Genomic DNA, 24,476 nt, shown 5'->3' with positions numbered 1-24,476 from the left:
CCCCGACTCCGCCCCACGCTCCGCCGTGACAGACTCGAGTGTCGACGGTCACATTTTCGACGTGAGGAGACCGAGATGTCCGTGACGACCGATGCAGATGCCCGCCTGAGTGCGCTCGAATCCCTTCTTTCACCCGGCTCGGTGGTCACCGACCCGGACATCACCGAGGGCTATCGACGCGACTGGGCGAAGGATCCCGACGCGGGCACCCCGCTGGCCGTCGTGCGCGCACAGTCCACCGAGGACGTTCGTGCCGTGATGCGTTGGGCCACCGAGCACGCCGTGGCGGTCGTCCCACGCGGCGCGGGATCGGGTCTGTCCGGTGGAGCCACCGCCGTGGACGGCGGAATCGTGCTCACCACCGAGTTGATGCGAGAGATCACCGTCGATCCGGTGACCCGCATCGCCGTCGTACAACCCGGACTGCTCAACGCGGAGGTCAAGAAGGCCGTCGCCGAACACGGCCTCTGGTACCCACCGGATCCGTCCTCGTTCGAGATGTGTTCCATCGGAGGCAATGCGGCCACCAACGCGGGCGGACTGTGCTGTGTGAAGTACGGCGTGACCACCGATTACGTTCTCGGTCTCGAGGTCGTCCTGGCCGACGGTACCGCCGTCCGGCTCGGCGGGCCACGACTGAAAGACGTTGCGGGTCTGTCCCTTGCGAAGCTGTTCGTCGGCTCCGAGGGAACGCTGGGCATCATCACCGAGATCACTCTTCGATTGATTCCGGCGCAACCTCCCGCCAGTACGGTGGTCGCCTCGTTCGCGTCGGTGCACGACGCAACCGCCGCAATTCTGGCCATCACCCGGACACTGCGCCCGTCGATGCTCGAGTTCATGGACCGAGCTTCCATCGGTGCCGTCGAAGATGCCATGAACATGGGGCTCGATCGCGAGGCGGCGGCGATGCTCATTGCTCGGTCCGACTCCCCCGGTGCCGACCGAGGCCGCGAGATCGAGATCATGGCGGCCGCGTGCACCGAGGCCGGTGCCTCGGATGTGTTCACCACCGACGACCCCGACGAGGGCGAGGCCTTCGCTGCCGCGCGGCGGTTCGCCATTCCCGCTGTCGAGCGACTCGGCAGCCTGCTCCTCGAGGACGTCGGGGTTCCGCTGCCCGCACTTCCGGCCCTCGTCGACGGAATCGCCGAGCTGTCCACGAAATACGACGTGCTGGTGGCGGTCATCGCCCACGCCGGTGACGGCAACACTCACCCGCTGATCGTTTTCGACCCCGAGGACGCCGACATGACACGTCGCGCCAACATCGCATTCGGCGCGATCATGGATCTGGCAATCTCGTTGGGCGGCACCATCACCGGCGAACACGGTGTCGGTCGCCTCAAGAAGGCGTGGCTGCCCGATCAGGTCGGTGAGGACGTCATGGAACTGACCCGCCGAATCAAGACCGCTCTCGATCCGGCGGGCATCCTCAACCCCGGTGCCGTGCTGTGATCACCCGTCGACGGTGAATCCGTCCGCCACCGTCAGCACCTCGTCGAGGATTTCCAGTCCTTGACGAATCTCGTCCTCGGACGTCGTCAGCGGAGGGGCGATCTGGAGGCGATTGCCTGCGACGAACGGCCACAGTCCACGTGACTTCGCCGCGGCGGTCACCGTGCCCATCGCCGCCGCGTCCTTGCCCGACGCCGCGAAGGCAACCAGTGGCTCTCGGGTCGTTCCGTCCTTGACCAGTTCGACGGCCCAGAAGAATCCCTTACCGCGTACCTCGCCCACACTCGGATGCGATTCGGCCAGCTTGGACAGGCCCGCACCGAGTACGTCCTCGCCGACGTGACGCACGTGAGGAAGGATCTTGTCGCGCTCGAACACTCCGATGGAAGCCACGCCCGCGGCGCACCCGAGCACGTGACCGGAGTAGGTCAAGCCGCCCGGGTACGGCTTGTGGTCGAACTGCGAGGCGATCTTCTCCGAGATCACGACCCCGCCGAGGGGCACGTATCCGGAGTTGACGCCTTTGGCGAACGTGATGAGATCCGGTGTCACATCCCAGGCCTGGCAGGCGAACCATTCGCCGATGCGCCCGAACCCGACCATGACCTCGTCGGCGATGTAGACGATCCCGTACTTGTCGCACAGCGCTCGAACGCCGGCCAGATAGCCGGGCGGCGGGATCAGCACACCGTTGGTGCCGATGACCGATTCGAGGATCAGTCCGGCGATGTTCTGCGCACCTTCGAGCACGATGACCTGCTCGAGGTGTGCCAGCGCTGCGGCCGTCTCGTCCTCGGGAGTCGTTGTGCCCCAGGGTGAGCGGTACGGGTACGGCCCGAAGAAACGTACGACGTCGACGTTGGTCGGCTCGGTGCCCCATCGGCGCGGCTCGCCCGTGAGACCGATCGCAACTCCGGTTCCACCGTGGTACGAGCGATACGCGGCAAGCATCTTCGTACGCCCGGTGTGCTGTCGCGCCAACCGCACCGCATGCTCGACGGCTTCCGCCCCACCGGTCGTGAAGAACACTCGGTTCAGATCACCCGGCGCACGTTCGGCGATCAACGTGGCGAGTTCACTGCGCTTGTTGTTGGCCACGGTCGGGGAGATGGTCGTCAGAACCTGAGCCTGTTCGACGATGGCGGCGACCACGTCGGGGTGTTGATGACCGAGATTGACGTTGACCAACTGCGACGAGAAGTCGAGGTATCGGTTGCCCTTGTCGTCCCAGAACCACGACCCCTCCGCTCCCTCGACGGTGATCGGGTTCAGTTCGGCCTGCGCCGCCCAGGAGTAGAACACGTGATCCATCTACTTGCCGCCTTCCTCCAGTGTGACCTCCATCGGAGCGTACGACTCTCCGGTGACGTCCACTCCGTCGGCCTTCAACAAATCGAGCGCCTGCGTGACGTACTCGTTGGTGTACGCCTCGGCATCGGGATCGGCGGTCAGCACCGTCGATCCTTCGGCATTCTCGGTGCTCTTGGCGATGTCGACGGTCTGCTGCCAGGCCGCCTCGTCGATCATGCCGATGCCATCCGCGGACGGCCAGATCAGTTTGTTGACCTCGTTGACCTGCCAGAGCTGGTGACTCGCGCCGAGTGTGGAGCCTGCAGCGACGGTGATGTCGCGGCACGTTTCGACGTTGTCGCGGCAGAAGATCCAACCCTTCAACGATGCCGCCAGGAATTTGACGGTCTGCTCCTGGTAGGCCTCGTCCGAGAGCTTGTCGGTGTTGGCCCAGATCGCGTCCTGCAGCATCGCGACGCCGTCGTCGTTCCAGTTCAGCGTTGTGAAATCGTCTGCGGTGTAGAGAGCTCCGGTTGCCGGGTTCACGGTCTCGAGCAACTGAGCGTACTCGTTGTACGACATCGCCTGGGCTGCAGCGATATCACCGGACAACAGGCCGTTCATGTCGAACTGCTGCTGCACCAGCGTCACGTCCGCCGGGCTCACTCCCGCTTTCGTCATTCCGGCGAACAATTCGAACTCGTTTCCGTAGCCCCAGTTTCCGACGGTCTTGCCTCGGAGGTCCGCGGGTGAGGCGATGTTCTGATCCTCGAACGAGACCTGCAGGGTGCCCGACTTCTGATAGATCTGGGCCACGTCGGTGATGCCGGCTCCGGCCTCGCGGGATGCGAGCGCCTTCGGTACCCACGCGATGGCGTAGTCGGCCTGCCCCTGGGCAAGCACGGTTTGCGGGACGATATCCGTTCCACCGTCCAGGATTTCGACGTCCAACCCCTGTTCAGCATAGAAACCCTGATCGACGGCGGCGAGGTAGCCGGCGAACTGGCCCTGCTTGAACCACTGCAATTGCAGCTTGATCGTGGTGTCTCCGTCGGCACCGGTGTCGGTGTCTGTCGTGGTGGTACTGCACGCCGAGGCAACCACTGCAAGCGCCATCACGGCGGCGAGAAGAGATCGGGGGGTTCGGGTGATCTTCACGTTCATCTCCTAGGTACGACGCCGGGACACGAGCTTCTCGAGCAGCAGAACAACCAGAAAGAAGAGCAAACCGACTGCGATGGCACCCATCACGTAGGCCCATGCCCGGGGGTAGGCCGTGTTCGCCGCGGCGGAGGTGATCCGCGACCCCAAACCGTTCTGCAGTCCACCGAAGTACTCGCAGATGATGGCAGCAATGACAGCATTGGGAGCGGCAACCCGCAACCCGGTGAAGATGTGTGGAACGGCGGACGGGAGGCGGACGATTCGGGTGAACTGCCAACCACCGACGGCATACGACGTCATGAGGTCGTGGTGCACGGCCGAGACCTGACGCAGTCCCTTCGCCGCACTGACGAAGACCGGGAAGAACACGACGATGGTGACCACGAGGCGGCGCGGTAGATCGGTGGTCGAGGAGAACATCGAGTTGAACACCGGCGCGAGAGCGACGATGGGAACGGCTGCGGCACCCGCTGCCAACGGGGTGAGCAGTTCGTCGACGATCCGCAGGCGAACTGCTGCCATCGCTGCCAGGAGACCGAGGACCGAGCCTGCGATCAACCCCACGAGAGCGTTGGTTCCCGTTGCCAGACTTGCCGATCCGATGTTTCCGAGGTTTCGCACGAATTGCTCGGCGATGGCGCTCGGGGACGGCAGCAGGAACGACGGAACCCCCGCGACGACCGTGAGCAACTGCCACAGTGCGAGCGCCGCCGTCCCGAACACCACCGGTGGCAGCCAGAGCTTCATCGCAGATCCGCACTTCGAACCGAACGGCCGTGCAGTGCATCCCGAACCGCGGTGATGGACGAGAAGAACTCCGCCGATTCGCGCGGATCGTCGTTCGTGTCGAATCTGTCGATCGTGAGTGTGTCGACGATCCGCCCCGGCCGAGCGGACATCACCACCACCCGATCGGACAGGTAGACCGCTTCGGGAATCGAGTGGGTCACGAACACCACTGCTGCGCTCGACTCCTCGGCGATGCGCAGTAGGTCGTTCTGCATCTTCTCGCGGGTCATCTCGTCCAGGGCACCGAACGGTTCGTCCATCAGCAGTAGTCCCGGCGTTCGGGCCAGCGCCCGCGCGATCGCCACTCGTTGCTGCATCCCACCGGACAGCTGGCTGGGAAACTTGTCGGCGAAATCGGTGAGTCCGACGAGGTCCAGTAGTTCGCGAACCCGTTCTGCGCGTTCCTTCTTGGGAACCTTGTGGAGTTCGAGCGGCAATGCGACGTTGGATTGCACTGTGCGCCACTCGAGCAGCCCGGCCTGCTGAAAGGCGATGCCGTACTTCTGATCGACGCGGGCTCGGCGAGCAGTCAGACCGAACACCGAGGCAGTACCGGACGTGGGTTGCTCGAGATCGGCAACGATACGGAGCAACGTCGACTTACCGCACCCCGAGGGCCCGATCAGCGAGACGAATTCGCCGGGTGCGATCGCGAGCGATACGTCCTCCAACGCAGTCACTCCCCCGTCGAACGTCTTTCCGACGCCCTCGACGAGTACCGCATGCTCGGTCATGACCGATCCTTTCGACCCGGCGAGCGACCGGCGTACCGACCCAGTGCGATGTCGAGCAGTGACACCAACCCGGTCACCACCAGTCCGAGCACCGCTGCGCCGAGAACGGCTGCGTAAAGGCGGGATGCGTCTCCTGTTGCCTGCTGCGAGAACACGATGATCTGCCTGCCGATACCGCCGGTCGTTCCGGTGGAGATCTCGGCGACCACGGCACCGATCACGGCAGCGGCCGCGGCCAGACGCAGCGCCGGAATCAGATGAGGCACCGAGGCGGGTAGGCGTAGTCGAACAAGTGTGGTCCACCATCCGGACGCGTAACTGTGCATCAGGTCCAACGCTGCCCGATCGGGTGCACGCAGGCCGCGCAGCATCCCCACCGCCACCGGGAAGAACGCAAGATACGACGCGATGACGGTGATGCTCATCCACGGCTGCCAGGCGTAACCGCCGATCGCGATCTTTCCGCCCCACCCTGCGACGAGCGGTGCCAACGCGATCAGCGGAACCGTCTGCGAGACGATCACATACGGCAGTACGGAGCGCTCGACCCACACGAATCGTTGCATCGCCACCGCCAGCACCAGCCCGACCACCGTCCCCAGCGCGAACCCGAGTACCGCGAGCCCGAAGGTGAACAGGCCACTGGACACGATCGCCGCACCGACACTGCGAGCCCCCGCGACGTTCACCTCCGGCTCGGTCAGCGCTGCCAACACCGACCACACGTGCGGTAGCGCTCCGTCGTCGGTGCGGGGCAGCACCCGCACGCCGGCGATACTCACCCCGTTGTCGGGGACGAGCACTTTCACCGACTCCCAGAACACCAGCAGCACGCCGACGGCCCCCACTGCCATCAACGGACGCCGCGCTCCTCGATGCGCACCGGCGGGAGCAGGCGTCACCACCGAGGCCTGATCGAGAACACCCGTCACGACGTCGCCGTCACGCTCGGGCGGATCTGCGGAATTATGCTCTCCCCGTACGCTTCCAGCGTCGCTGCCTTGGCATCGTGTTGCAGGTACACCGAGAACTGATCGACACCGAGAGCCTCGAGATCTTTCAGCTTCGCGATGTGATCGGCCGGGGAGCCGAGCAGACAGAACCTGTCGATCACCTCGTCCGGAACGAACTCTGCGTGCGAATTGCCTGCGCGGCCGTGCTCGTTGTAGTCGTACCCTTCACGCGCCGCGATGTAGTCGGTGAGTGCCTGTGGAACACCGCTGCCGTCGCCGCCGTACCGCGAGACGATATCGGCGACGTGATTGCCCACCATCCCGCCGAACCAACGACACTGATCTCGGGCGTGTTCGAGCCCTGCGTCGGTACCGTCGGTGACGTAGGCGGGAGCGGCGACGCAGATCGAGATCGAATCCGGATCGCGACCCGCTTGCTCGGCCGCAGCGCGGACCCTGCCGATCGTCCACGCTGCGATGTCGGGATCGGCCAGCTGCAGAATGAACCCGTCCGCCACCTGTCCGGTGAGCTCGAGGGCTTTGGGGCCGTACGCCGCTACCCACACCTCGAGTCGGGACCGCTCCGCCCACGGAAACTGCACTGTCGTCTCCCCGATCCGGGCACTTCGCCCATTGGCCAAGCTACGGATCACCTCGATCGATTCCCGCAGCGTGGCAAGGGTTGTCGGCTTCCCGCCGAGGGCGCGGACGGCCGAATCACCTCGGCCGATGCCGCAGACGGTCCGATTGCCGAACATGTCGTTGAGCGTCGCGAACGTCGATGCCGTCACCGTCCAGTCGCGGGTGGCGGGATTGGTGACCATCGGACCGACGGTCACCCGCCTCGTCGCGGCCAGAATCTGGCTGTAGATGACGTACGGTTCCTGCCACAGCAGATGCGAATCGAACGTCCACACGTGCGAGAAGCCATGTGTCTCCGCCTGTCTGGCCAGGTCGACCACACGGGACGCCGGCGGATTGCACTGGAGCACTACCCCGATGTCCATGGCTCAGATCAGATTCTGCGACAGGTCGCGCCGGACGAATCGGCCGTGTCCCGCAGTGCCGGAATAGGATCCACCGTCGACGATGATCCGGCCACGCGAGATCACGGTGTCGACATGGCCGTCGATCTCGAAACCCTCGTACGCCGAATAGTCCATGTTCATGTGGTGGGTCTTGTCGACGCCGATGCTGGTGTGTCCGTTCGGGTCGTAGATCACGATGTCCGCGTCGGCACCGGGGGTGATGACGCCTTTCCTCGGATACATCCCGAACATCCTGGCCGGGGTGGTGCAGCAGACGTCGACCCACTTCTCGAGCGTGATCTTGCCGCTCTTGACACCCTGGAACATCAGATCGATGCGGTGTTCCACCGAGCCGATCCCGTTGGGAATCTTCGAGAAATCACCGATACCCATCTCCTTCTGATCCTTCATGCAGAAGGGGCAGTGATCGGTACTGACGGTCGACACGTCTCCGGTGCGCAGGTATCGCCACAACTCGTCCTGATGCCCCTCCGCTCGCGACCGCAACGGCGTCGAGCAGACCCACTTGGCACCCTCGAAGCCCGGAGCGCCGAGTTGTTCCTCTAGCGACAGATACAGGTACTGCGGACATGTCTCGGCAAAGACGTTCTGTCCGTTGCCTCGGGCCTGCGCGATCTGTTCCAGGGCCTGCTTGGCAGAGACGTGTACGACGTAGAGCGGTGCACCGGTGACGTCGGCCAACATTATCGCTCGATGCGTCGCCTCCTCCTCGAGCTGCCACGGCCGCGACGTGCCGTGGACGTACGGGGCCGTGTCTCCACGGGCGATCGACTGAGCAACGAGAACATCGATCGCGATGCCGTTCTCCGCATGCATCATCAGCAGTGCACCCGTTTCGGCGGCGGACTGCATGGCGCGCAGGATCTTGCCGTCGTCGGAGTAGAACACACCCGGGTAGGCCATGAAGAGTTTGAAACTGGTGACGCCCTCGGATACCAACTCGCTCATGGCTTTCAAGGAATCGTCGGTCACGTCGCCGATGATCTGATGGAATCCGTAGTCGACGGCACACTGCCCCGCGGCCTTCTCGTGCCATTGCGCCAGAGTGTCCTGGACGCGCTGACCGGGAGTCTGAATCGCGAAGTCCACGATCGTCGTCGTGCCACCCCACGCCGCTGCGCGCGTTCCGGTTTCGAAGGTGTCGGAGGCGAACGTACCGCCGAAGGGCATCTCCATGTGAGTGTGCCCGTCGACCCCACCCGGGATCACGTATTTTCCGGTCGCGTCGACGACCACGTCCGCCGAGGTCTTCAGGTCCGCGGCCAGGGAGACCGATCCGGGTGCCAGTACCGCGACGATGCTCTCGCCGTCGATGAGCACATCCAATTCCTGTGCGCCGGTGGTGGATACCACGGTCCCGCCGTGCACGAAGGTGGTGGCCATCAGGGTTGCACCAACGGGCCGTATGCGTCGGGTCTACGGTCACGATAGAAGGCCCACCGGTCGCGGACCACCTTGATCAAATCCATGTCCAGGTCACGCACGATTATTTCGGATTCGGAATCCGACGCCACCTCGCCGACGAATTTGCCTTCGGGGTCCACGAAGTAACTGGTTCCGTAGAAGTCGTCGTCACCGTATTCGGATTCGATTCCGACTCGATTGATCGCGCCGACGTAGTACTCGTTCGCGACGGCGGATGCGGGCTGTTCGAGCTTCCACAGGTAGTTCGACAGACCCCGCGAGGTGGCCGAGGGATTGAAGACGATCTCGGCACCGGCGAGGCCCAACGCCCGCCAACCCTCGGGAAAGTGCCTGTCGTAGCAGATGTACACACCGATTCGGCCGACCGCGGTGTCGAACACCGGCCACCCCAGGTTTCCCGGGCGAAAGTAGAACTTCTCCCAGAATCCGTTCACGTGGGGAATGTGGTGTTTCCGATACTTGCCGAGATAGGTGCCGTCCGCATCGACGACGGCAGCGGTGTTGTACCGAAGTCCGGGTTGTTCCTGCTCGTAGACGGGCAGAATCATCACGATGCCGAGTTCCTTCGCCAATGCGGCGAAACGGTCGACGGTCGGCCCGGGTACCGATTCTGCGTATTCGTAGAATTTCGCATCCTGCAATTGACAGAAGTACGGACCGTAGAAAAGTTCTTGGAAACAAACGACTTTCGCGCCCTGCTCGGCGGCGGACCGAGCAAACCCCTCGTGCGCCGCGATCATCGATTCTTTGTCACCGGTCCACTTGCTTTGGACCAGAGCAGCTCGAACTGTGGACATCATTGGCACTCCATCTCTCGCTGGCTTGCACCCTCAAGATATTTTGCGCCGTGTTACGGGATCGTTCGTGCGGTTTCGTACGTATTAATCGTCCGAACTGTTCACGAGTGCGGAAGCAGTGCACGCACGGCGTCGATGGAGTCCGCGGTGGCAAGGTTCTTGTCGGGTCGATACCGGAGTACTCGCGCGAATCGCAGTGCAACACCGCCCGGATAGCGTGGGCTGACCTGCACGCCGTCGAGTTCGATTTCGACGATCAGCTCGGGTCGCAGGTACACGGTGTGCTCGTCACGCTCGCGCTCGTGTTTCGGGAATTCGTCGGTCTGCCATTGCAACAGAACGTCGGTCAGGCCTTTGAAGGTCTTACCGACCATGATCGGGTCACCGCCGTCGGGATCGCGGGCTCCGAGGTGTAGGTTGGACAGGTAACCGGTGCGACGCCCGTATCCCCACTCGGCTCCGAGCACGACGAGGTCGAGGGTGTGCTCGGGTTTGACCTTCTGCCAGCTCTTTCGGCGGCGGCCTGCGGCGTACGGAGCACCGAGCGCTTTGAGCATGATCCCTTCGTGCCCGGCGTCGAGTGCCGCGTCGAAATGGGCTGCTGCCGCGTCCGCGTCGGGCCTGACGACACTGGGAATTCGGTGTCCCGGTGCCACCCGGTCCAGTGCAGACAGACGCTGCTCCAATGGGGCATCGAGCAGGTCGACACCGTCGAGGTGCAGGCAGTCGAAGAAGTAGGGATGCAGCAGTAGCTCGTGTGCACTCTCGGCACCGAACCGACTCATCGTTTCCTGGAAAGGTCGCGGGCGGCCGCTGTCTTCGAGCGCGAGGGTCTCACCGTCCAGGACCACGGAGTCGCACGGCAGCGCGAGAACCAGATCCACCAGCTCGGGCACACTCGCAGTGATGTCGCGCAGAGTGCGCGTGTAGATGCTCACGTCGGTTCCGGAGCGGTGCACCTGAATTCGCGCGCCGTCGAGCTTGTATTCGACGGTGACATCGCCGGAGAGCTGTTCCCATGCGCCCCGCAGAGACTCCGCGGGCGAGGCCAGCATCGGCCGGACCGGGCGACCCACCTCGAGCCGAAATGCGTCCAGCGCTTCGACGCCACCGGTGATGGCAGCGATCGCAGTGGCAGGCAACCGCCCCGAGAGCATGAATGCGCGACGCACCGAGGCCTGCGGCAGATTCGTCGCGGCGGCGACGGCGTCGACCATGATCCCTTCGAGCGCGCCCTGACGCAGCTCACCGGTGACGAGCCGGATCAGAAACCGACGCTCCTCGGCTGTGCTCCGGGAGAACAGGGCCGTCAGCAGCGCCACCCGGCGAGCAGCAGAACCGGCCCCCGACGTCGCCGCGACCGACGATATCGCCTCGTCCACCTCGGCAACCGTCAGTGTCGAATCCGCGGCAGCCGCGACGTCGAGATCGGCCAGCGTGCGCCAGCCGACACCTATCCGACCCTGCGGCAACTCCCCCGAGAGCCACGAGACAGCAGGCTCGATGTCACCGGCTGCCGCTTCGGCCAGGAGCGCGCTCAGCTGCTCGATCTTGACCTTGCGCGAGCGCGTCGCTGCCACGGCACGGGAGGTTTCGACGATCCTCGACATCAACACACACCGAACATAACCGCCCCCACCGACAGCGTGCTGACATCCAATTGTTACCGCTGTGACTCGAGCGACCCGTGTTGTTGCTGTTACGTTCGATTCATGTCAGCAACGTCCGTGCGACACAACGCACGGGCGACGCGTCAGCTGAATCCCAGAACGCGGTCGCCCCACGCAGCGCGCATGTCGCCGTCGGGGTCGTCGACGAGAGTGTCGGATGCATCGATCACCAGCGTCCAGCGCGTCTTCTCGGTGTACGGAGCCCAATGCTTGGACGCATCCAACGCAGCGGGGACGCCGTACCGCGCGAAAGCGAGCCAGCGTCTCTGCATCCGCGCAGACACCGCCATTGCCGGCTTTCGGCCACCGAGCCAGAAGGTAGGGTCTCGGTTGAGCGTTCCGAAATTGCCGAAGACGTACGGCAGTTCGGTCGCGTGGCCGGCTCCCACTCGTGCGGCCTTGAGCATCGGTGTCGCATGATCGAATCGGTACATCCATGTCGGCGAGTGCCTGCTGTGCCCGTCGGCGATCCACACGCTCGGCATGAGGAATCCCGCGTCGCGCGATATGGCTTGTGCCCCGGCCGGTTTGTCTCGGTCCGGGTACGCCGCCATGATCTCGGCCACTCGATAGGCAGGCAGATCCGCGTGGTCGTGAGCGATGGCGCGGAACATCTCGGAGACGGTGTCGGAGGTGATCGGCATCAACGGAGACTTCATGAATCGAAAGATCGAGGGCTCGTCGTGGTTGGTGCCGATGATCAACGGGATCTTGTGCGAGAGCCCCTTCTGGAAGGCCGCCACGGGATAGCGCGGAACGATATCTCCGTCGACGACCGGCGAAAGACCAAGTGTCCCAGGCACTGTCGTCGGGATCTCGTAGCAGAGTGTGTCACCGGCGGTGACCAGCCTCGTGAAATGCATGTCCAAGAGTTCACCGATGTCCGCCGGCTCGACGCCTACCAACTCCAGGAACCTCGAGGCCACCGCGGCTCCGCGTTCGGGGCCGTACACCGAGGTCGCAGGCGCGCTCTGCACGATCGCTCTCTGGAACAGACCCTCGGCCTTCGGCGAGGTCATCAACGTGGTGACCGACGCTCCCCCGGAGGATTCGCCGAACACCGTCACCTGATCGGGATCGCCGCCGAACGCCGAGATGCACTCGCGGACCCACTGCAGTGCGGCAATCTGATCTCGCAGTCCCAGATTGGTCTCGAAGGTGTGCTCGTCGGTGGAGAACGACGACAGGTCGAGGAACCCGAACGCACCGAGACGAAAGTTGATGGTCACCACCACCACATCGCCGTTCTCGCTGAGGTTCCTCCCGTCGTACACCCGCTGTGCCGACGATCCGAGCGAGTAGGCGCCGCCGTGGATCCAGACCAGCACCGGCCGCAGTTCTGCCTCGGGACGGGGAGCCCAGACGTTGAGCGTGAGACAGTCCTCGGAAATCGACAGCGACGGATCGATCGGCACCGGACTGTCGCGGCCCTGCGGAGCCATCGCACCGAACTCGAGGCCGTCGAGCACTCCCGCCCAGGGCTGCAACGGTCGCGGCGCGCGGAACCGGAGCTTGCCCACCGGAGGCGTCGCGTAGGGAATACCCCGCCAGGCCACGATCGGCGACGTATCGGCATCGACCGGATAGCCGAGAACCTCGCCGTAGGGCGTGCTCACGAGCACGGTCGAATCGGACGCAGCGGAGTCGGACGCGGTGACCATGGAACCTCCCGTTCGGTCGTTGCCCAACGTACCAACATCAACCGTCCCCTCGGCGACGTTACTCACAGCGTCGACGCCCGCGAGCGAAGGAACCGGCGATGAAGAGAATCGGATGTGTCGCAGTGGCAGTCGTCGGAGCATGCATGCTCGGAGGGTGCGGTGCGAGCGGTGAAGGCGACGGTCCGATGGCAACCGTGATCACCGACCGCCCCACCCCGGTCGCCACGGCTCCCTCCGTGCCCTCTGCCACGTCGGCATCACCGTCCACCACATCGATCGTCACGCCGACGTCCACCACGGTGGCGCCGACGAGTCCTGCTGCAGCCCAGGCAAAGCCGCAGGACTACGCAGGCAAGGCACCCGGTTGGTACTACTTCTCGAGCCCCAGCGGAAAATTCGAGTGCGGTATCGCCGTCCTCGAATCCTCGATCGCCGGATGCCACGGATCACTCCCTGATTCGGCACCCGAGGTTCCCGGCAGCGGAGCGTCGGGGACGGCGGTGAAACCGAATGCCGTACAGCTGATCGCCGGGTCCCCGGCGAAGTTCGAGAGCCTCGGCGATCCCAAGTTCCACCGTTTCGACGGGCCTGCGACGGCCTTGCCGTACGGCGAAGTTCTCACCGTGCCCGGAAGTGGTTCCACCAACGGCCTGCAGTGCAGCGTCGACGAGAAGACCGGGGTCACGTGCTCCGATCAGGTCGGCCACGGTTTCACCGTCTCGAACGAGGATTTCGACCTTCGCTGACGGTCTCGTTCGCGCGGCAAATTACCAGGCGTAATGTCCGGGGACGGTACGACAATCCCTGCCGTACGGTCTCCCCAGCGGCCACGCCCGTGCGCGCGGCCGGAAGGTGCATCACACATGAATCAGACCTCGGACCGCCACACAGCGAAGGTCATCGGCGTCAGCATCGCCGCTGCTGTGGGCGGGTTCCTGTTCGGCTTCGACAGCTCGGTCATCAACGGCGCTGTCGACTCGATCGAAGATCATTTCCTCCTCGGCTCGTTCACCACCGGCTTCGTGGTGGCGATCGCCCTCATCGGGTGCGCAGTGGGTGCCTGGTTCGCCGGCAGCCTCGCAGATCGTTGGGGACGCAAGAAGGTCATGCTGCTGGGCTCGGCCCTGTTCGTCGTTTCCTCGATCGGCTCGGGATTGGCGTTCAGCGTCCCCGACCTGATGCTCTGGCGAGTGCTCGGCGGACTCGGAATCGGCATCGCTTCGGTGATCGCACCGGCGTACATCGCCGAGATCGCTCCCGCCAAATGGCGCGGTTCCTTGGCCTCGCTTCAGCAATTGGCCATCACCATCGGCATTTTCGCTGCTCTGCTGTCCGACGCTCTTCTCGCCGGTGCCGCCGACGGCGCGTCCAACGACCTGTGGTTCGGCATCGAGGCATGGCGCTGGATGTTCCTGGTCGGCGTGATTCCCGCTCTCGTGTACGGGTTGCTGGCAACCCTGATCCCGGAGTCTCCGCGTTACCTCGTCGGTCAGCATCTCGACGAGGAAGCGGCCCGCGTACTCGCCGAGATCACCGGTGAGCTGCACCCGGACGAGCGCGTCCACGAGATCAGGCTGACGTTGCGCAAGGAGTCACGCTCGTCGTTCGCCGATATTCGCGGGCCGAAGTTCGGCCTGCAACCCATCGTCTGGGTGGGCATCACGATGGCCGTGCTGCAACAGCTGGTCGGCATCAATGCGATCTTCTACTACTCGACGACGCTGTGGCGTTCGGTCGGCTTCTCCGAGGATCAATCGTTCACCACCTCCGTGATCACCGCTGTGATCAACGTGGTCATGACGTTCGTGGCGATCCTGTTCGTGGACCGAATCGGTAGGCGCAAACTGCTGATGGGGGGTTCGATCGGCATGTTCGTCGGGCTCGTCATGGCGTCGGTGGCATTCTCGCAGGCGACCGGCAGCGGCGACGACGTCACGTTGCCCGCTCCGTGGGGTGCGATCGCGTTGGTCGGGGCCAATCTGTTCGTCATCTTCTTCGCCTCCACATGGGGACCGATCATGTGGGTCATGCTCGGTGAGATGTTCCCCAACCGCATGCGTGCCATGGCGCTCGGCATCGGCACGGCAGCCAACTGGATGGCCAACTTCGCTGTCACGCTTGCCTTCCCGCCGCTGACGTCGTCCGTGGGGCTGTGGGCGATCTACGCAGGATTCGCTCTGTTCGCCGCGCTCTCGTTCTTCTTCGTCAAGGCCAAGATCAGGGAGACCAAGGGCATGGAACTCGAGGACATGCTGGGCTGACGCCGGACCGCAGATGCAGGGGCGGCACCAGCGCCACCGGGTGAGCGGTGTTACTGTCGCTTTCGTTCTGACACGGGGTGTGTCCGCCGATGCGGATGCTGAGATCAAACCCGCCGAACCTGATGCAGGTAATGCTGACGAAGGGATGTCAAGGCGATGACGCCTGTTGTATCTGCGGACCCGGTCCGCTTCACCGATCTACTGTGGGATGCGTCCGAGAACATCCGACGCGCGATCGACGACCTCGAGTTTCTCCGGCTTCTCGGAGCCGGAACACTTCCGCTCGATGCGTTCCGTCGGTATCTCGAGCAGGATTCGCTCTATCTCGGTGGGTACGTCAAGTCGCTGTCACTACTGGCTGCACACGCGCCGAACCCGGTTGCCGGAGCATTCTGGGCGGGCGCCGCCGCCAGCGCGATGGACGAGGCCGCTTCGCACGAAGAGATGCTGACCGGTGGAGCGCTGCCCGCGTCGACCCGGACACCCCAGGCTTCACCGGCATGCCTCGGTTACACCTCCTACCTGACCGCGATTGCGGCAACCGAACCGTATCCTGTTGCAGCAGCGGCTGTTCTGCCGTGTTTCTGGATCTACGCCGATGTGGGCCGCTCACTCGCCGGTGCCGCGAAGGCGGTTCTCGATCGCGATCCCGACCACCCGTACGCGCGGTGGGTGGCCGCGTACGACGCACCCGAATTCCATGCGATCGTCGACGCCGCAAGGACATTCGTGGACGACGCGGCGGCTGCCGCGACTCCGGTACAGCGAGAGCAGATGATCGACGCCTTTGTCGTGGCATCGAGGTACGAATTGATGTTCTGGGACAGCGCTTTGCATCCCACTCCGTGGCCCCTGGCCGAGAGTGCGGTGCACGCATGAGACCCGCTCGGATCCTCGCCGCGTTGGCGGCGGCCGTCGTTGCCACGACCGGACTGGTGGGCTGCTCGCAGTCGACGGACTCCGACACCATTCGATTCGCGTTGGACTGGACGCCGAACACCAACCACACCGGCCTCTACGTGGCGCTGCAGGAAGGCTACTTCGCCGACGCCGGCCTGGACGTGGAGATTCTGCCGTACAACAACACCGCGGCGGACACTCTCGTCGATGCCGGAAACGCCGAATTCGGTATCAGTACACAGAGTTCGGGTGTGTTCGCCACTTCGGCGGGCGCGCAGATCGTCTCGGTCCTCGCGCCGCTCCAACATTGGGCGACCGGCATCGGTGTCCGCGCAGATCGAGACGACATACCGAGTCCGAAGGCACTCGACGGCAAGGTCTACGCCGGCTTCGGCGAATCCGGTGAGCAAGCCGGACTCCAGCAGGTCATCGAGAACGACGGTGGCACAGGCGAATACGAGACCGTCGTCCTGGGAACCTCGGCGTACGAGGCGGTGTATTCGGGGACCGCGGACTTCACCGTCTCCTATTTCGCATGGGAAGGCATCGAAGCCGAGCACAGCGGAACCCCGATGAAGTACTTCGACTACACCGACTACGGCTTTCCCGACGCCTACGCCATCACGATCAGTGGCAACGAGCCCTGGCTCGCAGCCCACCCGGACCAGGCCGAGAAGTTCGTCCAGGCTCTTCAGCGCGGCTACCAACTCGCCGCCGACGATCTGGACAAGGCCGCACAGGATCTGATCGACGCCAATCCGGGAACGTTCACCGACGAATCGCTGGTCTTCGAGAGCCAGAAGATGCTCGCGGCGAAGTACATGAAGGACTCGTCCGGCGAAGTAGGACGACAGAGTATCGACAAGTGGACGGCGTACTCCAAGTTCCTGTACGACAGTGGCGTGTTGGCCGATGAGAACGGCGCGCCTCTGACCGCGGAGCCGGATTGGTCGACCTACTTCACCAATGACTACCTCGGCGATCGATGAGACGGTGGCCGCTGATCGAGGTTCCTTCTCGCTCAGCGGTATCCGAGCCTCGCTGCGTTGGGCGTGGCCGGCGCTGACCGTCGTCGTTCTGATCATCGCCGCCTGGCAGATCTACGTCGAGATCAGTGGCATCCGCCCGCAGGTGCTGCCGTCCCCCGGCCGCGTGGTGGTCCAGGGTTGGGCGCAACGCGATGCGATCGCCGAGAACGCAGCGGCAACCCTGCAGGTGACCCTCGTCGGGTTCGCGGTCTCCTTGTCCCTGGCCTGGTTGCTGGCCATCGCGGTGGACTTCTCGCCGTGGCTGCGTCGCGCGTTCGTTCCCCTCTTCGTCGTATCGCAGACGCTTCCGATCATCGCGATCGCGCCACTGTTGATCATCTGGTTCGGCTTCGGGCTGCTTCCGAAGATCCTGGTGATCGCTTTGGCGACGTTCTTCCCGATGGCCATCGGACTCATCGAGGGTTTCGCGGCGGCCGATCGAGACGCGCGATCGCTGCTGGCCAGCATGGGTGCCTCGCGCTGGCAACAGTTTCGATACGTGCGGCTACCGTCGGCGCTACCCCGGTTCTTCACCTCCCTGCGCATCGGAATCACCTACGCCGTGGTCGGCGCGATCTTTGCCGAATATGCCGGGGCCAGTGCCGGGCTCGGCATCTACATGAGCCAACAGAAGAACTCGTTTCGTACCGATCTGGTTCTCGCCGCGGTCGCCGTGACGGCCGTGATCAGCGTGGTCCTGTTCGTCTCCACCTTCCTGGTGGAGCGGTTCGTTGCGCCTTGGGCGCGCCACGGGTCGGTTGGTCTTCATGTCTGACCCCGACACCTGCATCGACGTTCGCGATCTCACCAAATCATTCGGCGACAAGCCCGTACTCGACGGTGTGTCGTTCAGTGCTGGCCCCGGCGAGTTCCTGTCGATCATCGGCCCGAGCGGTTCCGGTAAGAGCACGGTGTTCAACATGCTGGCCGGACTCGACAAGCCCGACTCCGGCACGGTTCGAGTACCGCCGTGCGCCTACATGCCGCAGAAGGATCTCCTGTTTACATGGCGTTCGGTGCTGGACAACACCACCCTCGGGCTCGAAGTGCAGGGCGTTGCCAAGAAGGAGGCGCGAGCGCGGGCACGCGAGCTGTTCCCGGTGTTCGGCTTGGACGGGTACGAGTCGGCCAGACCGTCCGAGCTCTCCGGCGGCATGCGCCAGCGGGCGGCGCTGCTGCGCACGGTGGTGCAGGGACGATCGGTACTACTGCTCGACGAACCCTTCGGGGCACTGGACTCGTTGACTCGAAGCGATATGCAGGCCTGGTTGCAGCAGGTCTGGTCGGAGTTTCGGTGGACGGTCCTGATGATCACGCACGACATCCGCGAAGCGGTATATCTATCCGATCGCGTGATCGTTCTCTCCCCCAGACCGGCACACGTTCGACGGCAGATCGAGGTGGCGCTGCCCCGTCCACGCGGGCTCGATATCGTCACGACGCCGCAGTTCGCGGCGGTCGAGAAGCAGTTGATGGACGTTCTGCTCAGCGCGCCGACGCCCTGACCGATACCCGCTGGCGAGTTCGGTCGACGCTGGGCTCAGTCGACGCAGGGAATGCCGCCGTCGCTGTGCACACCCTCGTCGGGGGCTGCCGCCGGATCCAGGGACGGATCCTGTGCGGCGACCTCGAGCGGGGGCGGCGTCGTTGCGGGACCAGCTGCTGCGGTGGTCGGCGGTGCCTGCACAGGTACGTCGCCGATCAGCCGGGCTGCCTCGGCCCGGACGGCGTCGACGTCGACGAGATTGACGTCCTGCCCGTCGATCGTGTCGTAGCCGGTGATCGGGAGCGTGTAGAAATCGATGTCTCCCTGCATTACTGCACCGGCTCCGCCTGCGAGCTTCACCGGATCCAAGGACGCGTCGATCACGACGTCGTTCTTGGTACCCGCGACGAGCGCCCGGAGTTCGCCGATGTTCGCCATGACACCGGAGGTGCTGAGCTTGGCCATCACTCCTGCCACGAAGGCCTGCTGTCGTTTGGTTCGATCGAGATCGCCGTTGTCGAGGCCGTGGCGTTGCCGGACGAAGGACAGCGCCTGCGAAGCGCTCAGTTCCTGCGCGCCCGCGGCGAAGTCCGCCCCCGAATAGTTGTCGTGTACCGGATTGTTCAGGCACACCTGAATCGGCCCGACGGCTGTCGCGACGTCGTAGAAGCCCAGCAGGTTCACCTCGGCGAAATGATCGATCGGCACGTCGAGCAGGTCACGGACCGCGGTCAACGTCGATCGCCGACCCGCGTCGCGCGCTCGACGCTCACGTTCGGCCGAATCGGTGACGCCCTCGTCGAGCAACTGTGTATCGGCGTCGGCTTTGGCAAGTCCGTACGCCTCCTTGATCTTTCGCTTGCCGTATCCGGGAACGTCGACGTAGTCGTCGCGAGGTATCGACAGCGCAGTCGCCCTCCCTCCGTCGGCCGGAAGGTGCACCAGCAGCAGTGTGTTGGTGTTGTAACCGCCGACGTCGCTGTCGCCCGCATGCAGCGCATCGGTGACGAACTCGGCAGGCAGGTCGTTGCCGTCCATGTCCTTGCGGCTGTCGAGACCGATCAACAGAATGTTGGTGTCCTCGCCGTTGCCGCCCGGATCGTTGTTTGCGATGCCGTCGAGCGCGTCCGAGGTGGTCAGCCCCGTGGTGGCTTCGCGGTACACCGCGAACCCGATTCCACTCACCGCGATCGAGGCAACTGCCGCAGTGGCGACGACAATTCGGCCGATTCGGAGTGCGAGACCGCGGTTGCGCGACGGCGTCCTGATGCGATGGCGCCCTGATCCACGTTCACCGCGGGTGGTGTCGTTACCTGGGCCGTTCGAGAGCACCTCGCCAGGCTACTCGGCGCTCACCTGGTGGTTGCTCCACCCAATCGGAACGCAAGATCGTCGACGGCGGAGAACGCCGCCTCGAGATTGGCTCGTGCCTGCGGAATCTGCGGTGCGAGCGCCGGCACCCGCTCGGCGAGCGTCAAGTCGACCGGGACGAAGTGGACGTCCATCCCCAGCGCAACTCCGAGCACCTGTCGCAGTTGCGCGGTGGTGTGGTCGGAGGATGCGTTGTCGGTACCGGGGGTGTAGTCGTTTCCCCGACTGGTCACCACGACCACGGGCTTGCCGACGAGAGGTGCCGTGTCACTGTCGAACGGAACAGTGACACCCGGAACGTGTACGTAGTCGATCCATGCCTTCAGGGTCGACGGGATCGACCAGTTGTACATCGGCGCGCCGATCAGCACCGCGTCGGCCGAGATCAGTTCCTCGATCAGTTCGACCTGCAACGCCTCGGCGGACGGCTCCACGATTTCGTCGGCGGTTCGCAGGCGAGGTGCCCAGTGCAGCGCCGAGGTGGGTAGGTGGGGCAACGGACTCGCATGCAGGTCTCGATGGATCACCGAGTGGTCGGTGCCGATGCCATGCCAGGCGTCCGAGAAGCGGGCCGTCACCCGTCGGCTTATCGAACGATCCGGGTCGGCGGACGAATCGAGGTGCAACAACTGTGGCACTGGAACACTCCTCACATGCTGGGTGCTCCGAGCCTATGCGTACCGACGCCTGCGCCCACTCCTATCCTGGACGAATGGACTTCCGATTCGTCATGCCCGCTCTCGAGTCGCGATCGGCCAACTCGTTGGCGGCAGTCGTTCACGAGCGAACCGGAGCGGACGTCGACCTCAGAATCGGCGGTTCGGAGGTTCGACTCGACGACGCATCACGCAGTGCGGTCTTGGAACTTCTGACCCAACTCTCGACCGGCCGGGCGGTGGCCATCGGAACCGTGGACGAGTTGCTTACCACTTCGCAAGCTGCCGAGGTCCTCGGTGTTTCCGACACATACGTCAGACGGTTGGCCGACGCGGGCGACCTATCGATCGAAATGCGCGGCACGCACCGACGATTCAGGCTCGAAGACCTTCTGCGACAGCGTGATCGATTCCGGTGATGGTACGCGTTGCCGTCACCCTGCCTCGCGTTCGATGTGCTGGGACTGGACGGTCATGAGATCGCGAAACGCCTGCCCGGCAGCCAGCCAGAGTTGTTCGGAGTCGATGTAGTCCACCCCTCTGATTTCGACATCGCCCAGGTACGCGCCGACGTCGACCGACAACATTCCGATGACCGAAGAGACGTCGGCATCGAGATAGGTGGATTGGGTGTTCTGCAGCTCGCGGAACTGAGCAGAGAAGAACTCGGCCGGGATTCTCCGATCGACGAACTGGGCGATGAGGAACAGAAAACGGGACGCGTGGGCCGTGCCCGTCCGGAAGGAATGTTCCATGGTGAAAACCTCTCCCCACGGTCGACAGCACCCCTCGCACTGTCGACCGTTGAGCTCGCTGGTACCCGAATTTCGATGCGCGGACGAACTCTCGAACATCGATTCGACCCAGGGGCTAAAGCAGGGAGCTCGTCCTACCAGCGCTAGGTTAATCGGACCTTTGTCCCGTTTTTGCCGGATAGGCCAATTTGGTGAGCAATCACAACAGAGCAGTCGTGCGCTGTGGTTTCCTACTGAAACGATCCCAACGGAGCTCGATCCGGAGTGTCCAGCTGCCAGAACTGCCAACCGTCGCGCTCCTCGATGTCCCCACTGATGTGCGTGGCTACCGCACTGGCTGCGACGGAGGGATTGTCGAACCGTCGACCCTCCATCGGCCCTGCGGTGATCTCGAGCCGTTGCGTCTCGGGGTCGTAGCGGCCGCTCAGCCGATAGCCCTCGCAGTCGGCAACGACGCGTACTCGGTTGTCCACAACTTCCTCTTCGACGGCCGCCTTGGCCGATTTACGAGGCGTCTTCACCCGTGGAGTACGAACCCACGTCTGTTCGGGTCCCAGATCGACCGTTGTGTCCAAGGTTGCACTCAGACCGAGCAGGTCCCAACGCTCACTGCCGTGCAGCACTCTGTCCACCGCGATTGCATGATGCCCAGTCCTGGTACGGAGGGGCGAGTCCTGGACCCACAGGTCTACTTCTCCGCGAATATCGGTGGCCATCTCCTCGGACGAGACCATGTAGAAGCGCGGCTCTTCGTTCGCGAGATCGACGAACACCCAGTACGAGGATCCAGTGTCGTCACTCTCGAGAGATTCGTCCTGCCTGCGGGCTTTCCAGTCACCCGTCACCTTGGATCGCACTCGGACTATGCACGAGGAACTACCGTCCATGGACCAGACCTGCACGGGGTTACGCCGCGACGTCGTCAGCCGCTCTGCGCGACCACCGCGCTGAGCGACGGTTCGAATGAATGCCTTGATTCCCCGGTCGGATGTGTCTTCCACGGATTGCCACCTTCAGCCTCGAGAGCGCCCCGTACTTATGAAGAGCGGTGTTGCGACGGGTGGCGCTCGCACGACTCGGTTTCTCTCACCCTACTGCGTCGATGCGTGCTCGAGTAACCGCAGAACACTCCGCGGGACGAGCGCCGGTTACGGTGGTGACACCGAACTCGGCGAGGAGGTACCACCATGACTGTCGAGATCACCCATGACAGTGCCGACCATCGATTCGAGATCCATGTCGATTCCGAGTTGGCGGGCTACTCGGAGTACCTGGAATCGGACAGTTCCAGAACGTTTCATCACACTGTGACGCTTCCGCAGTTTCGCGGCCGAGGACTTGCCGCTGCGCTCACCGAATTCGCTCTCGACGACACCAGCACGCAGGGACTCCGCGTTGTCCCTACGTGCTGGTTCGTTCGCGACTTCATAGCAGCCGCGGGTGATCGCTACTTACATCTGGTGGAGACCTGACTGTCACCGGCTGGACGACAACACCCCGATGCCGATCTCGGAGTCCGATTCGCAGTCGTTCGAGGCCACCGCCCCCATGGCCTCACTCTCACGTGAATCCGATTCTGCGACAACTGCTTCGGCAGCTCTTTCTTCCGCCACCCGACGCCGTTCGTAATTCTGCACACCACGCGCGACGCGTTGTCGGTGTTCGTTCAGGATCTGTTCGTAGTGGTACATCTGTTCTCCTACAACAAAAGTGGACGCCGGACACAGGGCATTGTTGTGCGGCGAAGTATTGGTCAGATTGCGAAATCGGGTCAACCGATTGGCACCGGTTGGGCCGAAGGCCTACTCAGAGAGCATGATCGGCGACCATGGCAAACCGCGTGCAGACAACTCGACGGCGTGCGCAATTCATTTCTGCTGCCATTGTCCACCTCCACGGTCTCTGCGATGTGCCTGTGTCACGATCATGCACGGCGGCCGCCCCGAACTCCACCGATTAAATTCGACGCTCGAGGCGCACGCGTTGTGGTCCACGAATCAGATTGGCAGAGCGGCTATTTGGCAACCAGTAGGCATTGCGGACGACATTGGCCAACGCAACGAACCGACACACCGTGTACTGCCCGATGAAACTCCCGTCTACTGCCACCGGAGTCGAGGTCGAGAGTCCCAGCTCGCAAACGCGCGCGCGTTCGCGCTCCCGTCGGCAGTCTGCCTCGCGTCACGCACCGGCACCCGAGTTCAGCCCCGGAGTTCCGCCCTGGGTGTCCGCAAATGCGCGCGCCTTTGTCGGGTGCGCGGGAAATGGCGGGTGTCCGGGCCGCGATTGTGCGGGCGGATGGCGACTGCGCGCGCGTTTGCCGCCTGTGGGTGTGGGCTGATGCCGGCTGCGCTGGTGGTCGGTGGTGGTCGGGTCGAGATCGGGTAGGCGCTCGCTGCTGTGCGGTGCGCGACATTCCGCGAATGCGCGCGCGTTCGTCAAATGCGCGCGTTCGCCAGCTGCGCGGGGATTGGTCGGTGTCCGGGGTGCGATTGTGCGCGCGGATGGCGACTGCGCGCGCGTTTGCCCCCTGTGGGTGTGAGCTCATCGGGTCGGGTGGAGGCTGATGCCGGCTGCGGTGGTGATCGCCATTCCGCGAATGCGCGCGCGTTCGTCGAGTGCGCGGGAAATGGTGGGTGATCGGGGTGCGATTGTGCGCGCGGTTGGCGACTGCGCGCGCGTTTGCCCCCCCTGTGGTTGTGAGCTGCTCGGGTCGGGTGGAGGCTGATGCCGGCTGCGGTGGTGGTCGCCGTTCCGCACGTGCGCGCGCGTTCGTCAGGTGCGCTGGGATTGGTGGGTGTCCGGGTGCGATTGTGTGCGCGCACGGCAATTGTGCGCGCGTTTGTCGCGGGGATATGGGCTGTTGTGGTTGTGGTTTCGAAATGCAGAACACCCCCGGACCGGGTGGTCTGGGGGTGTTCTGGGAAATTGTGTTCGGCGGTGTCCTACTCTCCCACACCCTGTCGAGTGCAGTACCATCGGCGCTGGAGGGCTTAGCTTCCGGGTTCGGAATGGGACCGGGCGTTTCC

General features: G+C 64.0%; 24 protein-coding genes, 1 rRNA gene and 1 riboswitch. Of the genes, 9 read left to right on the top strand and 16 right to left on the bottom strand.

Annotated elements, in window-relative coordinates; all coding sequences use genetic code 11:
* The first annotated feature begins 75 nt into the window (after positions 1 to 75).
* Positions 76 to 1,458 carry an FAD-binding oxidoreductase gene (locus CH273_RS04735; RefSeq protein WP_032393479.1) on the top strand — a complete coding sequence of 461 codons (1,383 nt, stop codon included), beginning with the start codon at positions 76 to 78 and terminating at the stop codon, positions 1,456 to 1,458.
* Here the strand turns inward: CH273_RS04735 and CH273_RS04730 are convergent, their stop codons facing one another.
* From CH273_RS04730 to CH273_RS04685, 10 genes are all read right to left on the bottom strand, one after another.
* Entirely contained in the window at positions 1,459 to 2,769 is a 1,311-nt protein-coding gene (locus CH273_RS04730; RefSeq protein WP_032393478.1) for an aspartate aminotransferase family protein, read from the bottom strand. It abuts the gene before it with no gap.
* Positions 2,770 to 3,912, bottom strand: a complete 1,143-nt coding sequence (locus tag CH273_RS04725) for an ABC transporter substrate-binding protein (protein ID WP_032393477.1) — start codon at positions 3,910 to 3,912, stop codon at positions 2,770 to 2,772. It lies immediately after the preceding gene.
* A gap of 3 nt (positions 3,913 to 3,915) precedes the next feature.
* Positions 3,916 to 4,659 (bottom strand): ABC transporter permease, encoded by a 744-nt coding sequence (locus tag CH273_RS04720; RefSeq protein WP_032393476.1) that lies wholly within the window; start codon positions 4,657 to 4,659, stop codon positions 3,916 to 3,918.
* Entirely contained in the window at positions 4,656 to 5,435 is a 780-nt protein-coding gene (locus CH273_RS04715; RefSeq protein WP_032393475.1) for an ABC transporter ATP-binding protein, read from the bottom strand. The genes CH273_RS04720 and CH273_RS04715 overlap by 4 nt, the downstream gene beginning before the upstream one ends.
* The gene (locus tag CH273_RS04710) at positions 5,432 to 6,367 is read right to left on the bottom strand and encodes an ABC transporter permease (protein WP_032393474.1); all 936 of its coding nucleotides are present in this window, start codon (positions 6,365 to 6,367) and stop codon (positions 5,432 to 5,434) included. The genes CH273_RS04715 and CH273_RS04710 overlap by 4 nt, the downstream gene beginning before the upstream one ends.
* Positions 6,364 to 7,395: a TIGR03842 family LLM class F420-dependent oxidoreductase gene (locus CH273_RS04705; protein ID WP_032393473.1), complete on the bottom strand. Its 1,032-nt coding sequence runs from the start codon at positions 7,393 to 7,395 to the stop codon at positions 6,364 to 6,366. Before CH273_RS04705 ends, CH273_RS04710 begins: the two co-directional genes overlap by 4 nt.
* Before the next feature lie 3 nt (positions 7,396 to 7,398).
* Positions 7,399 to 8,820 (bottom strand): dihydropyrimidinase, encoded by a 1,422-nt coding sequence (gene hydA, locus CH273_RS04700; RefSeq protein ID WP_032393472.1) that lies wholly within the window; start codon positions 8,818 to 8,820, stop codon positions 7,399 to 7,401.
* On the bottom strand, positions 8,820 to 9,659 hold the full coding sequence (locus tag CH273_RS04695) for a nitrilase-related carbon-nitrogen hydrolase (RefSeq protein ID WP_218829561.1): 840 nt from the start codon (positions 9,657 to 9,659) through the stop codon (positions 8,820 to 8,822). The genes hydA and CH273_RS04695 overlap by 1 nt, the downstream gene beginning before the upstream one ends.
* A 101-nt stretch (positions 9,660 to 9,760) precedes the next feature.
* The gene (locus CH273_RS04690; protein WP_032393470.1) at positions 9,761 to 11,275 is read right to left on the bottom strand and encodes an ATP-dependent DNA ligase; all 1,515 of its coding nucleotides are present in this window, start codon (positions 11,273 to 11,275) and stop codon (positions 9,761 to 9,763) included.
* A gap of 137 nt (positions 11,276 to 11,412) precedes the next feature.
* The gene (locus CH273_RS04685) at positions 11,413 to 12,990 is read right to left on the bottom strand and encodes a carboxylesterase/lipase family protein (protein ID WP_032393469.1); all 1,578 of its coding nucleotides are present in this window, start codon (positions 12,988 to 12,990) and stop codon (positions 11,413 to 11,415) included.
* A gap of 98 nt (positions 12,991 to 13,088) precedes the next feature.
* Between CH273_RS04685 and CH273_RS28095 the strand changes: the two genes are divergently transcribed.
* From CH273_RS28095 to CH273_RS04655, 6 genes are all read left to right on the top strand, one after another.
* Entirely contained in the window at positions 13,089 to 13,736 is a 648-nt protein-coding gene (locus CH273_RS28095; protein ID WP_032393468.1) for a hypothetical protein, read from the top strand.
* 117 nt (positions 13,737 to 13,853) lie between these two features.
* Positions 13,854 to 15,251 (top strand): sugar porter family MFS transporter, encoded by a 1,398-nt coding sequence (locus tag CH273_RS04675; protein ID WP_032393467.1) that lies wholly within the window; start codon positions 13,854 to 13,856, stop codon positions 15,249 to 15,251.
* Between the two features lie 63 nt (positions 15,252 to 15,314).
* A riboswitch (TPP riboswitch) is annotated at positions 15,315 to 15,414 on the top strand.
* Positions 15,408 to 16,130 carry a TenA family protein gene (locus CH273_RS04670; RefSeq protein WP_032393466.1) on the top strand — a complete coding sequence of 241 codons (723 nt, stop codon included), beginning with the start codon at positions 15,408 to 15,410 and terminating at the stop codon, positions 16,128 to 16,130. (Overlaps the previous riboswitch by 7 nt.)
* A complete protein-coding gene (locus tag CH273_RS04665) occupies positions 16,127 to 17,140 on the top strand; it encodes an ABC transporter substrate-binding protein (protein ID WP_032393465.1) in 1,014 nt (337 codons plus the stop codon). The genes CH273_RS04670 and CH273_RS04665 overlap by 4 nt, the downstream gene beginning before the upstream one ends.
* Positions 17,118 to 17,954: an ABC transporter permease gene (locus tag CH273_RS04660; RefSeq protein WP_032393464.1), complete on the top strand. Its 837-nt coding sequence runs from the start codon at positions 17,118 to 17,120 to the stop codon at positions 17,952 to 17,954. The genes CH273_RS04665 and CH273_RS04660 overlap by 23 nt, the downstream gene beginning before the upstream one ends.
* Complete coding sequence (locus tag CH273_RS04655) at positions 17,947 to 18,684, top strand: ABC transporter ATP-binding protein (RefSeq protein WP_032393463.1); 738 nt, start codon at positions 17,947 to 17,949, stop codon at positions 18,682 to 18,684. The genes CH273_RS04660 and CH273_RS04655 overlap by 8 nt, the downstream gene beginning before the upstream one ends.
* Before the next feature lie 35 nt (positions 18,685 to 18,719).
* Here CH273_RS04655 and CH273_RS04650 read toward each other — a convergent pair whose 3' ends face one another.
* Together CH273_RS04650 and CH273_RS04645 are read right to left on the bottom strand one after the other, a co-directional pair.
* Complete coding sequence (locus CH273_RS04650; RefSeq protein ID WP_032393462.1) at positions 18,720 to 19,997, bottom strand: LCP family protein; 1,278 nt, start codon at positions 19,995 to 19,997, stop codon at positions 18,720 to 18,722.
* A 20-nt stretch (positions 19,998 to 20,017) separates the two neighbouring features.
* A complete protein-coding gene (locus CH273_RS04645; protein ID WP_052049155.1) occupies positions 20,018 to 20,674 on the bottom strand; it encodes an FMN-dependent NADH-azoreductase in 657 nt (218 codons plus the stop codon).
* A gap of 74 nt (positions 20,675 to 20,748) precedes the next feature.
* On the opposite strand from CH273_RS04645, the gene CH273_RS04640 reads away from it, so the two are divergent.
* Positions 20,749 to 21,111 (top strand): helix-turn-helix domain-containing protein, encoded by a 363-nt coding sequence (locus tag CH273_RS04640; protein WP_032393460.1) that lies wholly within the window; start codon positions 20,749 to 20,751, stop codon positions 21,109 to 21,111.
* 15 nt (positions 21,112 to 21,126) lie between these two features.
* Here CH273_RS04640 and CH273_RS04635 read toward each other — a convergent pair whose 3' ends face one another.
* Positions 21,127 to 21,447: a hypothetical protein gene (locus tag CH273_RS04635; protein WP_032393530.1), complete on the bottom strand. Its 321-nt coding sequence runs from the start codon at positions 21,445 to 21,447 to the stop codon at positions 21,127 to 21,129.
* A 230-nt stretch (positions 21,448 to 21,677) separates the two neighbouring features.
* A complete protein-coding gene (locus CH273_RS04630; protein ID WP_032393459.1) occupies positions 21,678 to 22,448 on the bottom strand; it encodes a hypothetical protein in 771 nt (256 codons plus the stop codon).
* Between the two features lie 186 nt (positions 22,449 to 22,634).
* Between CH273_RS04630 and CH273_RS04625 the strand changes: the two genes are divergently transcribed.
* A complete protein-coding gene (locus tag CH273_RS04625) occupies positions 22,635 to 22,919 on the top strand; it encodes a GNAT family N-acetyltransferase (protein ID WP_032393458.1) in 285 nt (94 codons plus the stop codon).
* A 3-nt stretch (positions 22,920 to 22,922) separates the two neighbouring features.
* On the opposite strand, the gene CH273_RS04620 is transcribed toward CH273_RS04625, so the two are convergent.
* Entirely contained in the window at positions 22,923 to 23,138 is a 216-nt protein-coding gene (locus CH273_RS04620; protein WP_032393457.1) for a hypothetical protein, read from the bottom strand.
* A gap of 1,241 nt (positions 23,139 to 24,379) precedes the next feature.
* Positions 24,380 to 24,476 (bottom strand): 5S ribosomal RNA (gene rrf / locus CH273_RS04615); the annotation flags it as partial.

Source organism: Rhodococcus sp. 05-339-2, assembly GCF_002258965.1.
Classification (GTDB): Bacteria; Actinomycetota; Actinomycetes; order Mycobacteriales; family Mycobacteriaceae; genus Rhodococcoides.
This window is presented reverse-complemented; position numbering and strand designations above follow the sequence as displayed.

Excerpts from the sequence above, each read along its gene's own strand:
- CH273_RS04735 (WP_032393479.1), top strand. The coding sequence starts at position 76 with ATGTCCGTGACGACCGATGCAGATGCCCGCCTGAGTGCGCTCGAATCC.
- CH273_RS04730 (WP_032393478.1), bottom strand. The coding sequence starts at position 2,769 with ATGGATCACGTGTTCTACTCCTGGGCGGCGCAGGCCGAACTGAACCCG.
- CH273_RS04725 (WP_032393477.1), bottom strand. The coding sequence starts at position 3,912 with ATGAACGTGAAGATCACCCGAACCCCCCGATCTCTTCTCGCCGCCGTG.
- CH273_RS04720 (WP_032393476.1), bottom strand. The coding sequence starts at position 4,659 with ATGAAGCTCTGGCTGCCACCGGTGGTGTTCGGGACGGCGGCGCTCGCA.
- CH273_RS04715 (WP_032393475.1), bottom strand. The coding sequence starts at position 5,435 with ATGACCGAGCATGCGGTACTCGTCGAGGGCGTCGGAAAGACGTTCGAC.
- CH273_RS04705 (WP_032393473.1), bottom strand. The coding sequence starts at position 7,395 with ATGGACATCGGGGTAGTGCTCCAGTGCAATCCGCCGGCGTCCCGTGTG.
- hydA (WP_032393472.1), bottom strand. The coding sequence starts at position 8,820 with ATGGCCACCACCTTCGTGCACGGCGGGACCGTGGTATCCACCACCGGC.
- CH273_RS04695 (WP_218829561.1), bottom strand. The coding sequence starts at position 9,659 with ATGTCCACAGTTCGAGCTGCTCTGGTCCAAAGCAAGTGGACCGGTGAC.
- CH273_RS04685 (WP_032393469.1), bottom strand. The coding sequence starts at position 12,990 with ATGGTCACCGCGTCCGACTCCGCTGCGTCCGATTCGACCGTGCTCGTG.
- CH273_RS28095 (WP_032393468.1), top strand. The coding sequence starts at position 13,089 with ATGAAGAGAATCGGATGTGTCGCAGTGGCAGTCGTCGGAGCATGCATG.
- CH273_RS04675 (WP_032393467.1), top strand. The coding sequence starts at position 13,854 with ATGAATCAGACCTCGGACCGCCACACAGCGAAGGTCATCGGCGTCAGC.
- CH273_RS04670 (WP_032393466.1), top strand. The coding sequence starts at position 15,408 with ATGACGCCTGTTGTATCTGCGGACCCGGTCCGCTTCACCGATCTACTG.
- CH273_RS04665 (WP_032393465.1), top strand. The coding sequence starts at position 16,127 with ATGAGACCCGCTCGGATCCTCGCCGCGTTGGCGGCGGCCGTCGTTGCC.
- CH273_RS04660 (WP_032393464.1), top strand. The coding sequence starts at position 17,118 with ATGACTACCTCGGCGATCGATGAGACGGTGGCCGCTGATCGAGGTTCC.
- CH273_RS04655 (WP_032393463.1), top strand. The coding sequence starts at position 17,947 with ATGTCTGACCCCGACACCTGCATCGACGTTCGCGATCTCACCAAATCA.
- CH273_RS04640 (WP_032393460.1), top strand. The coding sequence starts at position 20,749 with ATGGACTTCCGATTCGTCATGCCCGCTCTCGAGTCGCGATCGGCCAAC.
- CH273_RS04635 (WP_032393530.1), bottom strand. The coding sequence starts at position 21,447 with ATGGAACATTCCTTCCGGACGGGCACGGCCCACGCGTCCCGTTTTCTG.
- CH273_RS04625 (WP_032393458.1), top strand. The coding sequence starts at position 22,635 with ATGACTGTCGAGATCACCCATGACAGTGCCGACCATCGATTCGAGATC.
- CH273_RS04620 (WP_032393457.1), bottom strand. The coding sequence starts at position 23,138 with ATGTACCACTACGAACAGATCCTGAACGAACACCGACAACGCGTCGCG.